General features: G+C 61.8%; 12 protein-coding genes. 5 read left to right on the top strand and 7 right to left on the bottom strand.

The window, feature by feature from the left end; genetic code table 11:
• Positions 1-789 precede the first annotated feature (789 nt).
• Genes G7016_RS23395 through G7016_RS23405 form a run of 3 tightly spaced genes read right to left on the bottom strand, consistent with a single transcriptional unit; the run spans position 790 to position 3,393 of the window.
• Entirely contained in the window at positions 790-963 is a 174-nt protein-coding gene (locus tag G7016_RS23395) for a DUF2474 domain-containing protein (RefSeq protein WP_181118191.1), read from the bottom strand.
• Positions 950-1,957 (bottom strand): cytochrome d ubiquinol oxidase subunit II, encoded by a 1,008-nt coding sequence (gene cydB, locus G7016_RS23400; RefSeq protein WP_181118192.1) that lies wholly within the window; start codon positions 1,955-1,957, stop codon positions 950-952. The genes G7016_RS23395 and cydB overlap by 14 nt, the downstream gene beginning before the upstream one ends.
• Positions 1,958-1,959: 2 nt before the next feature.
• Positions 1,960-3,393 carry a cytochrome ubiquinol oxidase subunit I gene (locus tag G7016_RS23405; protein WP_181118193.1) on the bottom strand — a complete coding sequence of 478 codons (1,434 nt, stop codon included), beginning with the start codon at positions 3,391-3,393 and terminating at the stop codon, positions 1,960-1,962.
• Positions 3,394-3,626: 233 nt separating this feature from the next.
• Between G7016_RS23405 and G7016_RS23410 the strand changes: the two genes are divergently transcribed.
• A complete protein-coding gene (locus G7016_RS23410) occupies positions 3,627-4,871 on the top strand; it encodes an MFS transporter (protein WP_181118194.1) in 1,245 nt (414 codons plus the stop codon).
• A gap of 172 nt (positions 4,872-5,043) precedes the next feature.
• Here G7016_RS23410 and G7016_RS23415 read toward each other — a convergent pair whose 3' ends face one another.
• The 4 genes from G7016_RS23415 to G7016_RS23430 all read right to left on the bottom strand — a co-directional run bounded on the left by G7016_RS23415 (position 5,044) and on the right by G7016_RS23430 (position 9,125).
• The gene (locus G7016_RS23415; RefSeq protein WP_181118195.1) at positions 5,044-7,245 is read right to left on the bottom strand and encodes a xanthine dehydrogenase family protein molybdopterin-binding subunit; all 2,202 of its coding nucleotides are present in this window, start codon (positions 7,243-7,245) and stop codon (positions 5,044-5,046) included.
• Positions 7,242-8,231, bottom strand: coding sequence for an FAD binding domain-containing protein (locus G7016_RS23420; protein ID WP_181118196.1), 990 nt, complete (start codon positions 8,229-8,231; stop codon positions 7,242-7,244). The genes G7016_RS23415 and G7016_RS23420 overlap by 4 nt, the downstream gene beginning before the upstream one ends.
• Positions 8,228-8,746, bottom strand: a complete 519-nt coding sequence (locus tag G7016_RS23425) for a (2Fe-2S)-binding protein (RefSeq protein ID WP_181118197.1) — start codon at positions 8,744-8,746, stop codon at positions 8,228-8,230. The genes G7016_RS23420 and G7016_RS23425 overlap by 4 nt, the downstream gene beginning before the upstream one ends.
• Before the next feature lie 121 nt (positions 8,747-8,867).
• A complete protein-coding gene (locus G7016_RS23430) occupies positions 8,868-9,125 on the bottom strand; it encodes a hypothetical protein (RefSeq protein ID WP_181118198.1) in 258 nt (85 codons plus the stop codon).
• A 108-nt stretch (positions 9,126-9,233) separates the two neighbouring features.
• Between G7016_RS23430 and G7016_RS23435 the strand changes: the two genes are divergently transcribed.
• The 4 genes from G7016_RS23435 to G7016_RS23450 all read left to right on the top strand — a co-directional run bounded on the left by G7016_RS23435 (position 9,234) and on the right by G7016_RS23450 (position 13,662).
• Entirely contained in the window at positions 9,234-9,488 is a 255-nt protein-coding gene (locus G7016_RS23435; protein ID WP_181118199.1) for a hypothetical protein, read from the top strand.
• Positions 9,489-9,507: 19 nt separating this feature from the next.
• The gene (locus tag G7016_RS23440; RefSeq protein ID WP_181118200.1) at positions 9,508-10,803 is read left to right on the top strand and encodes an NCS2 family permease; all 1,296 of its coding nucleotides are present in this window, start codon (positions 9,508-9,510) and stop codon (positions 10,801-10,803) included.
• Positions 10,800-11,882, top strand: a complete 1,083-nt coding sequence (trmA, locus tag G7016_RS23445) for a tRNA (uridine(54)-C5)-methyltransferase TrmA (protein WP_181118201.1) — start codon at positions 10,800-10,802, stop codon at positions 11,880-11,882. The genes G7016_RS23440 and trmA overlap by 4 nt, the downstream gene beginning before the upstream one ends.
• 139 nt (positions 11,883-12,021) lie before the next feature.
• On the top strand, positions 12,022-13,662 hold the full coding sequence (locus tag G7016_RS23450) for a phosphoethanolamine transferase (RefSeq protein ID WP_181118202.1): 1,641 nt from the start codon (positions 12,022-12,024) through the stop codon (positions 13,660-13,662).
• Positions 13,663-13,673 lie beyond the last annotated feature (11 nt).

Consider the following 13,673-nt stretch of genomic DNA (forward strand, 5'->3'; position numbering starts at 1 on the left):
GTTACGAGGTGTGGACCATGTAGCGGCGATTCCCAAGTTCGTGGTGTTGCGGGCACGGAGGTAGCGCTATTACCGATAAACTTGTAGGAAGCGGCGGAGCTCGCGAACAACTTTTTGCCTATTCGCGTTATGAATTCTTCACGAGCTTCGCCCACTTCCTACAGAGTATATTCGGATGATCGCATTAAGGCAGCGCGCTTACTGTTCGGATTTATTCTCGATGCCATTTAGTTACGAGGTGTGGACCATGTAGCGGCGATTCCCAAGTTCGTGGTGTTGCGGGCACGGAGGTAGCGCTATTACCGATCAACTTGTAGGAAGCGGGCGAAGCTCGCGAACAACTTTTTTCCTATTTGCGTTATAAATTCTTCACGAGCTTCGCCCGCTTCCTACAGAGTACATTCGGATGATCGCATTAAGGCAGCGCGCTTACTGTTCGGATTTATTCTCGATGCCATTTAGTTACGAGGTGTGGACCATGTAGCGGCGATTCCCAAGTTCGTGGTGTTGCGGGCACGGAGGTAGCGCTATTACCGATCAACTTGTAGGAAGCGGCGGAGCTCGCGAACGACTTTTTGCCTATTCGCGCTATAAATTCTTCGCGAGCTTCGCCCGCTTCCTACAGCCTGTAGCCCCGACCGTGAAAGACGTTCCCAGTCCTTAAAAAAAGCTCGCGTATATTCCGTATCTCAATTGAAATACAGGTGTCAGCCTGTTTATTTGCTCCAAAACAAACACACAACCATAAAAAAGCCCGCTGGAGCGCGGGCATAAAGAAGGGAAAACCTGTCAGTGGCTGCGCATGCCAGCCGCTGCCATCAGCAGCCGGAGCAGCCCGGCCACCAGGCCGAGGCTGACCACGCTTGCAGCCCAGATCAGTACCAGCCAGCCGAGGCGTTGCCAGAGGGGCTTTTTCGTTTCAACCGGCTTGATCACTGGGCGCACCTCTCTAGTGGTAGCCATCTTCGGTGGTCACCTTGCCGCGGAACACGTAGTAGCTCCAGAAGGTGTAACCGAGGATGAACGGCAGAATGAACAGCGTGCCCACCAGTACGAAGCCTTGGCTTTGCGGCGGCGAGGCGGCGTCCCAGATGCTCACGGCAGGCGGGATGATGTTGGGCCACAGGCTGATGCCAAGGCCGCTGTAGCCCAGGAAGATCAGCAACAGCGTAAGCAGGAACGGCATGTAGTGCGCCTTGCGCGCCACCGCCTTGATCAGGCCGTAGGTCGCCACCACCACCAGGATAGGCACCGGCATGAACCAGAAGAGGTTCGGCAGGGTGAACCAACGCGCGGCGATGTCGCTGTGAGCCAGCGGCGTCCACACGCTCACGATGGCCACGAAGGCGAGCAATACGAAGGTCAGCGGCTTGCCGAGCTGGTGCATGCGCTCCTGCAGTTCACCCTCGGTTTTCATGATCAACCAGGTGCAGCCGAGCATGGCGTAAGCCGCGATCAAGCCCAGGCCGCAGAACAGCGAGAACGGAGTAAGCCAATCGAACGGGCCACCGGCATAGGCGCGCTCGGCCACCTTGATACCGTCGATGTAAGCGCCCAGCGCAACGCCCTGGGAGAAGGTAGCCAGCAGCGAACCGCCAATGAACGCCTTGTCCCAGATGTGGCGCTTGTCCACCTTGGCCTTGAAACGGAACTCGAATGCCACACCGCGGAAGATAAGGCCGATCAACATCAGGATAAGCGGGATATACAAGGCCGACAGCACTACGGCGTAGGCCAGCGGGAAGGCCGCGAACAAGCCAGCGCCACCCAGTACCAGCCAGGTTTCGTTGCCGTCCCATACCGGCGCAACCGTGTTCATCATTACGTCACGGTCGTGTTCCTTGGGCGTGAACGGGAAGAGGATGCCTATACCCAGATCGAACCCGTCCATCACCACATACATCATCACGCCGAAAATAATGATGATGGCCCAGATCAACGATAGATCGATGCCCATGGTCAGTTCCTCTCGCTCGGCGTGGCGTGGTGGTCTTCAGCGGTTTCTTCATGAGCGGCAGACAACGGCCGCGCAGGCGTGCGTTTCTGGCCAGGCCCGCCATGGCTATGCGGCCCGGCAATGGCCGGCCCTTTGCGCACCAGGCGCATCATGTAGCCGAAGCCCACACCGAACACCGCGAAGTACACCAGCACGAACAGCGCCAGAGTGAAGCTCATTTGCCCCACGTCGTGGTTGGAGGAGGCATTGGCGGTACGCATCAGGCCGTACACCACCCACGGCTGACGGCCTATCTCGGTGGTGAACCAGCCCGCAAGGATGGCGATCAGCCCGGACGGCCCCATGAACAACGCAACGCGCAGGAACAGCGGCGAGTCATACAGCTTGCCGCGCCAGCGCAGCCAGAGGCTCCACAAGCCCACCGCGACCATCAGCATGCCCAGGCCGGCCATGACACGGAACGACCAGAAGATGATGGTCGAGTTGGGGCGGTCTTCCGGTGGGAAGCTTTTAAGGGCGGGGATCTGCTTGTCCAGGCTGTGGGTAAGGATAAGGCTGCCCAGATAGGGAATTTCCACGGCGAAGCGGGTTTTCTCGGCTTCCATGTCAGGCCAGCCGAACAGTACCAGCGGCGTAGGCTCGCTGTTGGTGTTCTCCCAGTGGCCCTCGATGGCGGCGATTTTCGCCGGCTGATGCTCGAGGGTATTCAGGCCGTGCATGTCGCCCAACATGGCCTGCACCGGCGCAACCACCAACGCCATCCACATGGCCATGGAGAACATCTTGCGCACGGCTGGGTTGTTGCGGCCGCGCAGCAAGTGCCAGGCAGCGGAGGCACCAACGAAGAACGCAGTCGCCACAAAGGCAGCAGTTGCCATGTGGGCCAGGCGGTAAGGGAACGACGGGTTGAAGATCACCGCGAACCAGTCCACCGGAATCACCCGGCCGTCGACGATCTGGTAGCCCTGAGGGGTGTGCATCCAGCTGTTGGATGCCAGAATCCAGAAGGTGGAGATCAGCGTGCCGATCGCTACCATCACCGTCGCGAAGAAGTGCAGCCCTCGGCCTACGCGGTTCCAGCCGAACAGCATTACGCCCAGGAAACCTGCTTCGAGGAAGAACGCCGTCAGCACCTCGTAGGTGAGCAATGGCCCGGTGATCGCACCGGCAAAGTCCGAGAACCGGCTCCAGTTGGTACCGAACTGGTAGGCCATGACCAGCCCGGAGACCACGCCCATGCCGAAGTTCACGGCGAATATTTTCGACCAGAAATGGTACAGCTCGCGGTACACGCTGTTGCCGCTTTTCAACCACAAGCCTTCGAGCACCGCAAGGTAGCTCGCCAGCCCGATAGTGATGGCTGGGAAAAGAATGTGGAACGACACGGTGAACGCAAACTGGATACGGGCGAGGTCTAGCGCCTCTGAACCGAACATAGGGTTTCCTCTGACAGGCGGCACGGAGCACGGCATTGATCCAAATCAATGACCTTGCATAGCGTAGCCCCGTTCCCGCATGTCGACGCTGTGGTGCAGTGCCGCGTGACCAATTGCCCCACCCCCCGGAACCGGCAGGTTTCATGCAAGCGCCAGCATGAAGTTGCAACCGTTTGTTACAGGGAAATGATAGGCTGCTAACCTCTTCCGCCCCCTGAGGTCACTGGTCGTTCATGGCTACCGAAGCGCCCCGGCTGTTGCGTCACCACCGCCCCTTCCTTGCGTTCTGGCTGGCACGGGTGTGCACGGCAAGTGGCTTCCAGATGTTGACCGTAGCCATTGGTTGGCACCTCTACCAGCTCACCGGCAGTGTGCTGGACCTGGGCCTGGTAGGTCTGGTCGAATTCGCGCCCCGCGTGCTGTTCATGCTGCACACCGGCCATGTGGCGGACCGCTATGACCGCCGCAAGGTCGCGGCCATCTGCCAGACGCTACAGGCCATTGTGGCCTTGGCCCTGGTGGTGGGTAGCAGCACGGATAACGTGAGCCGGGAGATGATATTTGTGCTTGCGTTCTGCCTCGGCGGCGCCCGCGCCTTTGAAATGCCGACTACCCAGGCGCTGCTTCCTAATATCGTCCCGGCGGGCCTGTTCCCCCGGGCCGTGGCGGCGTCAGCTTCGGCGATGCAAACCGCGACCATCGTGGCGCCGGCGCTGGGCGGCTTTCTGTATGCGTTCGGCAGCGTGTGGGTGTACGGGCCAACGGTCGTGCTTTACCTATTGGCGCTCAGCCTGATGCTCAGCCTGCCAAAACGTGAAACCCCGCTGCCTACCGGCCGAGCCACGTTGCATTCGCTCATGGCGGGGATTCGTTTCATTCGTAGCCGCTCGGACATCCTCGGTGCGATTTCCCTGGACCTGTTCGCCGTGTTGTTAGGAGGCGCTACCGCCCTGTTGCCGGTATTCGCCCGGGACATTCTGCTCACCGGCCCTTGGGGCCTGGGGCTGCTCCGCTCGGCGCCAGCGGTAGGGGCGCTGCTGATGTCGTTCTGGTTGTCGCGCTTCCCGATCGAACGCAAGGTGGGCCGCACCATGTTCGCCGGCGTAGGCATCTTCGGCGTGGCGACCATCGCGTTCGGGCTATCGACTTCGTTCTGGTTCTCGTTGGCAACCCTGGCGGTGCTGGGCGCGGCAGACATGATCAGCATGGTGATCCGCGGGGCCTTCGTGCAGCTGGAAACCCCAGACGAAATGCGCGGCCGGGTCAGCGCGGTCAATGGGCTGTTCATCGGTGCGTCGAATCAGCTGGGCGAGTTCGAATCCGGGCTTACCGCTCACTGGTTCGGCACCGTCCCCGCCGTGGTGATCGGCGGGGTTGGCACGCTGATGGTGACCGGGGTGTGGATAAAACTGTTCCCGAGCCTTGCCAACCGGGACCATATGCAAGCGCCCGAGCGAGACGCGGCAAAGCCACTGTAGGAACCCCCTAGCCCTGTGGGTAGCAATTGTCTTGAGCGGTTTTCTCAAGGCCTTATTCGCGAGCTGCGCCTGCGGCTCCGCCCGTCTCCTACACCCGCGCAGTTGGGCTGTGGGAAGCGGCGGGGCCAGCCATCCGGCGGAGCTCGCGAATTGGCAAACTGCCGTTCGCAAGCTACGCCGGGCTATCCAGCAGTTTGTCCAGAGTGATAGGGAAATCGCGCACGCGCTTGCCGGTGGCGTTATAAATGGCGTTGGCCACCGCTGCCGCCACGCCTACCAGGCCGATTTCCCCCACCCCTTTGGAGCCCAACGCATTGACCACCGAGTCCTGCTCCTCGACGAACACCACGTCGATAGGCCCGATGTCCGCCTGAACAGGGATGTGATACTCCGCCAGGTTGTGGTTCATGTGCCGGCCTAACGCGTGGTCGGTCAGCGTTTCCTCATGAAGCGCCATGCCGATGCCCCACACCACGCCACCCAGAATCTGGCTGCGGGCGGTTTTCGGGTTCACCACCCTGCCCGCCGCCACGGCATTGACCGCGCGGGTCACATGCACCGTGCCCAGGTCTTCATCAACTTCCACCTCCACGAACACTGCCGAGTGCGTTGCCGTGGCGTACTGCTCCCGCTTTTTGTCTGGCTGTGCATCTACCTGCACTTCGATCGCGTCCGAACCGCTGGCATGGACCAGGTCGGTAAACGCCAACTGCTTATCTCCCCACACCAATGCGCTTTCGGTGAAGCTCACCTGGGTAAGCGTGACCGTCGCAAAGTCCGGGTCAATACTGGCCGCAGCGGTCAGTAGCTGCTTGTGCAAAGCTTCGCAGGCCTGTTGCACAGCCGTGCCCACGGACGAAATGGTGAACGAACCGCCCTGAAGCGGCGCCATTGGTAGGGACGAGTCCCCCAGGTTGATCTTCACCAGTGACGGCGGCAGGCCAGCGGCCTGAGCAGCGATCTGCGTGAGCGCCGTGTAGGTGCCTGTGCCGATATCCGTGGTTGCGGTGCTGACGGTCAACATCCCGTCCTTGCCCAGGCTGGCTTTGGCGCTGGCAGGCATTTGCATGGCTTCCCATACGCCGCCCGCCATGCCCAGCCCCACCAGCTTGCGGCCGTTGCGCAGGCTACGCGGCTCGGCCTTGCGGCGGTCCCACCCGAAGCGGGCCTTGCCCTCGTTGTAGCAGGCAATGAGCGCCTTGCTCGAATAAGGCTTGCCCTCGTTCATATTGCTATCGGCGAAGTTAAGCTCACGGAAGGTGACCGGGTCCATGTGCAGCCGCTCGGCCAGCTCATCCATGGCGCATTCCAGCCCGATCAACCCCAGCGCCGCCCCAGGGGCGCGCATGTCCAGAGGTGTGTACAGATCCACTGGTACCAGGTCGTAGCTCAGCTTCACGTTGTCGCAGTGGTAGAGCATGCCGCTCCATTCCACCACGTGTTCCGTGAATTTTTCGAAGCGTGACGTCACGCCCGTGGCGTGATGGGAGACCGCCATGAGCTTGCCGCCAGCATCACTGGCCAGTTGAAGGCGCTGGATCGTGCGGGGGCGGTAGCCGAAGGTGAACATCTGTTGCCGGGTGAGCGTTACCCGCACCGAACGCCGCAGCTTGAGCGCGGCCATTGCCGCCAGCGGCAGCTGATACTGAGGCCGCAGCCCTGAACCGAATGCACCGCCAACGAAGGCCGCCAGCACCCGGACCTTGTCCTTTTCCAACCCGAGCGTTTGGCACAGGTAGTTCTGGCAGTTCTGCGTACCTTGGGTTTTGTCATGCACTTCAAGGCTACCGTCGGCCTTGTAGATCACAGTGCTGGCATGCGGCTCCATGGGGTTGTGATGCTCGATGGGCGTTTCGTAGGTGGCGTCCACCTTGTAGGCCGCAGCCGAGTAGGCGCTGTCAAAGTCGCCGCGGGGCTCGGGCAACTCGGCTGGCGCGGGCGTGGCGTTGCTTAGTTCTGCGCGCAGGTCGGAACACCATGGGTGCTCCACGTATTCGACGCGCACCAGAGAGGCGGCGTGCCGGGCCAACTCCAGGTTTTCCGCGACCACCAACGCCAGGGGTTGCCCGTTATAGAGCACGCGGTCGTTGTACAAGGGCCGGAAGGGTTTGCCGTCAGCTGCGTCGGCATCGGAATATTTCTCGTCATCGCCGGCCATGGGCGGTCGATTGCCGTGGTCCATCACCTCGACCACGCCCGGCAATGCCAGGGCCGCGCTGGCGTCGATGCGTAGCACCCGCCCAGAGGTTATAGTGCTGGACACTACGCTCCCATACAGCAAGCCCTGCCCGGGATATTCACCCGCGTAGCGGGCCTGGCCGGTGACCTTCAGCACGCCGTCCACACGGTCCATGGGTTGTCCGAGTACTGTCATGGCCGTGCCCCTCCCAGTGCAGCTTCATCCAGCGCCCGCACGATGGCGCGCCGGGCCAGCTTGACTTTGAACGCGTTGCCCGCCAGTGGCTGGGCGTCCTTGACCAGGGCCTCTGCCGCAGCGGTGAACGTTTCATGGCTGACGGGCTGGCCGACCAGCGCCGCCTCCACCGCCGTATTGCGCCACGGCTTGTGGGCCACGCCGCCAAGGGCAAGGCGAGCCTCCTTGATCATATCGCCCTCCAGTTTCAACGCCGCCGCTACCGACACCAGAGCAAACGCATACGAAGCCCGATCGCGGACCTTCAGGTAATGGCTATGCGGGGCGAAGCCTTCGGCAGGCAGCTCGATCGCCACGATCAGCTCATCTTCGGCCAGGTGGTTATCCCGCTCAGGCTGATCACCCGGCAGGCGGTGAAAGTCGGCGAAATCAATAACTCGGGTACCCTGTTTGCCTTGAACCTCTACGGTGGCGCCTAGTGCCGCCAAGGCCACGCACATGTCCGACGGGTGAGTGGCAACACACTGGTCACTCGCCCCGAAAATCGCATGGATGCGGTTGAGGCCGGTGCGGGCCGGGCAACCCGTGCCAGGCTCGCGCTTGTTGCACGGCACCCCGGCATCGTAGAAGTAGTAGCAGCGGGTGCGTTGCAGGAGGTTACCCCCTGTGGTCGCCATATTACGCAACTGGGGCGAGGCACCCGCGAGGATAGCCTGGCTGAGAAGGGGATAACGTGCCTGGACGAGAGGATCATGGGCCAGGTCGGCGTTGCTGACTAACGCACCCACACGAATACGGTCATTCGGCAGCTCGGTAATCTCATGCAGCGGTAGCCGGGTAATGTCGATCAGCCGCTGTGGACGGGTGACGTTTTCCTTCATCAAGTCCAGCAGGTTGGTACCGCCGGCGATAAACCGACTGCCCGGTTGATAGAGTGCCAGCGCTTCGTTGACGTCGCTGGCACGCGCATAGTTGAAGGGGTTCATGCGTCGCCCTCCCCGGGTGCCTGGATCACCTCTTCGATAGCCGCCAGGATGTTGCCGTAGGCGCCGCAGCGGCAAAGGTTACCGCTCATTTGTTCGCGGATATCATCGGCCGAGTTCACACGGCCCTCTTTCAATAAACCCGCCGCCGAGCACAGTTGGCCTGGCGTGCAATAACCGCACTGGAAGGCGTCGTGCTTGATGAACGCCGCCTGCAGAGGGTGCAGGCTACCGCCGTCGGCCAGCCCCTCCACGGTGGTAACGCTTGCGCCATCGCACATCACGGCCAGAGTCAGACACGCGTTCACGCGCTTTTCGTTGACCAACACCGTGCAGGCGCCGCACTGGCCGTGATCGCAGCCCTTTTTGCTGCCTACCAGGTCCAGGCGCTCGCGCAGCAGGTCGAGCAGGGTGGTCCAGGGCAAGACATCGAGCGACCGCGGCTGGCCGTTAAGCGTGATGTTTATCGAATGGCTGGCGTAGCACTCCACGCCAACGCTGGAAGAAAGCGCACTCATCGGGAAAGCCTCACGGTCGTCTGCGCAAGTCTGTGTGCCTGCGTCTCGTAGTACGACTTTGCGTGAGGAGGGTTCGTTCAGCCCGATGCGGGGAGTAAGACCGCGCGGCGCTCGGTGCCCATCAGGTGGCGGACACGGGCCCGGCGGGCAGCATCGAGCGCACGCGGAAGCTAGTCACTGGCTGTTCCTGGTCATTCCCGGTCGGCTGCTCGAGTGCCCAGGCTCTCGCAGGAATACTTCGCCCCTGAGTAGTGGTGTATTCATGTACCAAAAGCAACCAGCCGTTCTCCTCCACGGCAAGGAGAGAACCGTTGGCGAGCGAGCCGTCGCTGAACTCGATGCGGCATAGCACTACACCCGCCTCGGCCGAGGGCAGCATAGGGCCACGAATCGCGCCTTCAACACCAGGGTAAAGCGCTGTAACGGGTATTACCAAAGAGGTTTTAAAAGGCACGTCGGACCGTTATGACAGAAAATTACCAGGAAGATGACCGGTGAAAATGTGATCACGGCCACCCCGTATTTATACAAGTACTACAGATATGGCGCTACCGTGAAATGTGAAGTGCTGGATGGAAGCGCCGGAAGGCAACCGCTGATCGCCGTTAACGTCGCGCAGGCCTTTAAAAACCGTATCTCTCGTTCACCGTGGCAACGTGACACTGGTATGATGCGCGGCTTTTTTGGGCCCAACTGGCACGATTGTGCTTTGCTTATGGGCCATCATTCACGGCGCTTCTAAGGCGCCTCGGGGAGCGGGCATGCTGGAAAGGCTGTTTCAGTTAAAGGCACACAACACTAACGTGCGCACAGAAATCCTGGCAGGGGTCACGACCTTCCTCGCCATGGCCTATATCCTGTTCGTGAACCCGAGCATTCTCGGCAGCACGGGCATGGACAAGGGCGCGGTGTTCGTCGCCACTTGCCTGGCCGCTGCCATCGGCTCGGCCGTGATGGGGTTGATCGCCAACTACCCGATCGCGCTGGCCCCAGGCATGGGCCTCAACGCCTTCTTCACTTACACCGTGGTGCTGCACATGGGCCACACCTGGCAGGTGGCGCTCGGCGCGGTGTTTATTTCTGCCGTGTGCTTCTTCCTGCTGTCGATCTTCAAGGTGCGGGAGTGGATCGTGAACAGCATCCCCTTGCCCCTGCGTAGCGCCATCGCCGCCGGTATCGGCCTGTTCCTGGCCCTCATCGCCTTGCAGAATGCCGGCATCGTAGTGGACAACCCCGCTACTTTGGTGGGCCTGGGCGACCTCAAGCAGCCGGGGGCCATTCTGGCTGCGCTGGGCTTTATCCTGATTGTCGGGCTGGAAGCCCTGAAGGTGCGTGGCGCCGTGCTGATCGGCATCCTGGCCGTGACCGTGGTGTCGATCCTGTTCGGCTTCAGCCCCTTCGGCGGCCTGGTGTCGATGCCGCCCTCTCTCGCCCCTACCTTCCTGCAGCTGGACATCGCCGGCGCGCTGGATATCGGCCTGGTGAGCGTGATCTTTGCCTTCCTGTTCGTGGACCTCTTCGACAACTCCGGCACCCTCATCGGCGTGGCCAAGCGCGCCGGGCTGATGGGCAAGGACGGCCACATGCCGAAAATGGGCCGGGCGTTGATCGCCGACAGTACCGCGGCCATGGCCGGTTCGCTGCTGGGCACTTCTACCACCACCAGCTACATCGAGTCGGCCGCGGGCGTGAGTGCCGGTGGGCGCACCGGGCTTACCGCTATCGTGGTGGCCGTACTGTTCCTGCTGGCGCTGTTCTTCGCCCCGTTGGCCGGTAGCGTGCCGGCCTACGCCACGGCCCCTGCCCTGCTGTTCGTGGCCGTGCTGATGGCTTCAGGCCTGGCCGAGATCAACTGGGACGACATCACCGAGGCCGCGCCAGTGGTGGTCACTGCCCTGGCCATGCCACTCACCTACTCCATCGCCAACGGCATTGCCTTCGGGTTCATCACCTGGACCGCCGTGAAGCTGGTGTCCGGCCGCGCCCGCGACCTCAACCCGGCGCTGATCATCCTGTCGGTGCTGTTCGTGATCAAGCTGGGCTGGTTCAACGCATGACGGCCATCAACCCGGCAGAGTACGCCGAGCAACTCCAGGCCAAGCTGGCGCGGCTTGAGGCCTTGCTGGCGCCCTTCGATGCTCCCGCGCCGCAAGTATTCGAGTCCCCGCGCGAGCACTACCGGCTACGCGCGGAGTTCAGGCTGTGGCGCGAGAGCGGCCAGCGGCATTACGCAATGTTCGCCCCCGGTGATAACCGCACGCCTATCCTCATCGAGCAGTTCCCTGTGGCCAGCGAGCGCATCAATGCGTTGATGCCGCTGCTCAAGGCCGCCTGGCAGGCTGACGAAGCGCTGGGGCACAAGCTGTTCCAGGTGGAGTTTCTCACCACACTTGCCGGCGATGCGCTGATCACGCTGTGCTATCACCGCCCACTGGGCGCCGAGTGGGAAGCTGCGGCAGGCGAGCTGGCCGCTTCGCTGGGCGTAAGCCTGATCGGGCGCTCCCGCGGGCAACGCCTGGTGATCGGCCGTGATTACGTGACCGAAGCCCTCACGGTAGCCGGCCGCACTTTCACGTACCGCCAGCCTGAAGGTGCCTTCACCCAGCCCAACGGCACCGTGTGCGAGCACATGCTCGGCTGGGCCTATGAGGCATTGGGTAAGCGCGATGACGACTTGCTCGAACTGTATTGCGGCAATGGCAATTTCACCCTGCCGCTGGCGACCCGAGTACGTAAGGCGCTGGCCACCGAAATCAGCAAAACCAGCGTGGCGGCGGCCTTGCATAACCTCGCTGACAACGGCGTGAACAACGTGGAGTTGGTGCGCTTGTCGGCGGAGGAGCTGACCCAGGCCCTCAACGGTGTGCGTGAGTTCCGCCGCCTGCAGGGCGTGGACCTTTCCAGCTATGCCTTCGGTACGGTATTCGTCGACCCGCCGCGCGCTGGCATGGACCCGGACACTTGCGAGCTCACGCGGCGCTTCGATAACATCTTGTACATCTCGTGCAATCCCGAAACCCTCGCGGTCAACCTCGAACAGCTGAGCAGTAGCCATCGCATAGAACGCTGCGCCTTGTTCGATCAGTTCCCCTATACGCACCACATGGAAGCTGGGGTACTGCTGGTCCGCCGCTGAACCCAGCCTGAACCCGGGGTCACGGCCCCGGGGTTTCACGTTTTTTTCACTTCCTGCTCACCGCTGCCGTACAACTCCAGGCCTACCCTCAGCGCCGACCCCGGTCCCGGGCCGATTCATGCTCTGTGGCAGAGTATTCATGACCCTCGCGCGCTACCTTCCCACCCTTGGCGCTTCCCGCCTGGTGATGCTGTTTTCCGCCTTTCTCGTTCTCGCCTGCAACCTTGCCAGCTGGCATGCCCTGGCCAGCCTCATTCAGCTGGAGGGCTTCAAGCGCCTGGCGTTCGAAGCCTCATTCGGCGTGTTCCTCTGGTCGGCGTTTACGCTGCTGTTCATTGGCTTTTCGTTCCGCCCGTTGCTCAGGCCCGTACTGAGCATGGCGGCGCTGGGCGCTGCCGGCGCGGCGTATTTCATGAACGAATACGGTGTAGCAATCGACACCGTGATGATACAGAACGTGGTCGAAACCAACCCCGGCGAAGTCGCGGGCCTGGTCAGCCTGAAGATGGTGGCGTATCTGCTCGGCCTTGGCGTGGTGCCGGCAGTGCTGATCTGGGCGTGGCCGGTTCGGTACGCCCCGCCCTTGCGCGGGCTGCTGCACAAACTTGCAACTGCGGCACTGGCGGCTGGCTTGCTGCTGGCCACGGTGGCGGCGTTCTACTCCACCTACGGGCCGCTGCTGCGCCAGCACGATCAGCTCACGCACTTCATCAACCCTACCAATTTCATTTACGCAGGCGCCAAGCTCGGCAAGGAGCGGCTAGGCTTGCAGCAGCACACAGAGATCCAGCCTATCGGCACCGATGCGGTGCAGGCAGGCCAGGCGCCGCGCAAACGGTTGATGATCTTCGTGGTAGGTGAAACAGCACGCGCCGACCACTTTTCGCTCAACGGCTACAGCCGCGACACCAACCCCGAGCTCAGCCAGCTCGATGTGCTCGATTACAGCCAGGTACATTCGTGCGGTACGTCCACGGCCGTGTCGGTGCCGTGCATGTTCTCGATGTTCGGCCGCAAGGATTACACCGACAAAAAAGGCAAAACCGTGGAAAGCCTGCTGGATGTGCTCCAGCACGCCGGGGTGAACGTGTTGTGGGTGGAGAACAACAGTGACTGCAAGGGTACCTGCCTGCGCAGCCCTCACCGGGACATCCCGAAAAACCAGCCCAGCCCATACTGCGACGGCCATACCTGCCTGGATGAGTCCTTGCTTGAAGGCCTGCAGGCGGACATCGACAAGCTCGACGGCGACACGGCGATTTTCCTTCATTCCGATGGCAGCCACGGGCCGGAATACTACGAGCGTTACCCACAGGCGATGACGCGCTTTGCGCCTGTGTGCCACACCAACCAATTGGGCAGCTGCAGCAACGAGTCGCTCAACAACGTGTATGACGACACCATCCTCTACACGGACCACTTCCTGGCCCGGGTGATCGGCGTGCTGAAAGCCAACCAGAGCCGCTTCGACACGGCCATGTGGTATGTCTCGGACCACGGCGAATCCCTCGGCGAGAACGGCCTGTACTTGCATGCGGCACCTTATGCAATCGCTCCCGAAGCCCAGAAACATGTACCCATGGTGCTGTGGTTCGGGCAAAACACCCTGAGCGATGCCGGGGTGTCCCTGCCATGCCTGGCGGCTAAACGGGATGAAGCCGACCTGAGCCACGACTTCGTATTTCACTCGGTACTAGGGTTGTTCAACGTACACACTCAGGTGTACAAACCGGCGCTGGACCTGTTCCAAAGCTGCCACGGCCTTGCCGCCGCTGGTTGACAAGCGCTGCC

Origin of the sequence: Pseudomonas japonica, assembly GCF_013522925.1 — a bacterium.
In the GTDB taxonomy this organism is placed as follows: domain Bacteria; phylum Pseudomonadota; class Gammaproteobacteria; order Pseudomonadales; family Pseudomonadaceae; genus Aquipseudomonas; species Aquipseudomonas japonica_A.

Bases quoted from the DNA above. Each gene is read 5' to 3' on its own strand.
- G7016_RS23395 (WP_181118191.1), bottom strand. From the start codon at position 963: ATGGCTACCACTAGAGAGGTGCGCCCAGTGATCAAGCCGGTTGAAACG.
- cydB (WP_181118192.1), bottom strand. From the start codon at position 1,957: ATGGGCATCGATCTATCGTTGATCTGGGCCATCATCATTATTTTCGGC.
- G7016_RS23405 (WP_181118193.1), bottom strand. From the start codon at position 3,393: ATGTTCGGTTCAGAGGCGCTAGACCTCGCCCGTATCCAGTTTGCGTTC.
- G7016_RS23410 (WP_181118194.1), top strand. From the start codon at position 3,627: ATGGCTACCGAAGCGCCCCGGCTGTTGCGTCACCACCGCCCCTTCCTT.
- G7016_RS23415 (WP_181118195.1), bottom strand. From the start codon at position 7,245: ATGACAGTACTCGGACAACCCATGGACCGTGTGGACGGCGTGCTGAAG.
- G7016_RS23420 (WP_181118196.1), bottom strand. From the start codon at position 8,231: ATGAACCCCTTCAACTATGCGCGTGCCAGCGACGTCAACGAAGCGCTG.
- G7016_RS23425 (WP_181118197.1), bottom strand. From the start codon at position 8,746: ATGAGTGCGCTTTCTTCCAGCGTTGGCGTGGAGTGCTACGCCAGCCAT.
- G7016_RS23430 (WP_181118198.1), bottom strand. From the start codon at position 9,125: ATGCTGCCCTCGGCCGAGGCGGGTGTAGTGCTATGCCGCATCGAGTTC.
- G7016_RS23435 (WP_181118199.1), top strand. From the start codon at position 9,234: ATGACCGGTGAAAATGTGATCACGGCCACCCCGTATTTATACAAGTAC.
- G7016_RS23440 (WP_181118200.1), top strand. From the start codon at position 9,508: ATGCTGGAAAGGCTGTTTCAGTTAAAGGCACACAACACTAACGTGCGC.
- trmA (WP_181118201.1), top strand. From the start codon at position 10,800: ATGACGGCCATCAACCCGGCAGAGTACGCCGAGCAACTCCAGGCCAAG.
- G7016_RS23450 (WP_181118202.1), top strand. From the start codon at position 12,022: ATGACCCTCGCGCGCTACCTTCCCACCCTTGGCGCTTCCCGCCTGGTG.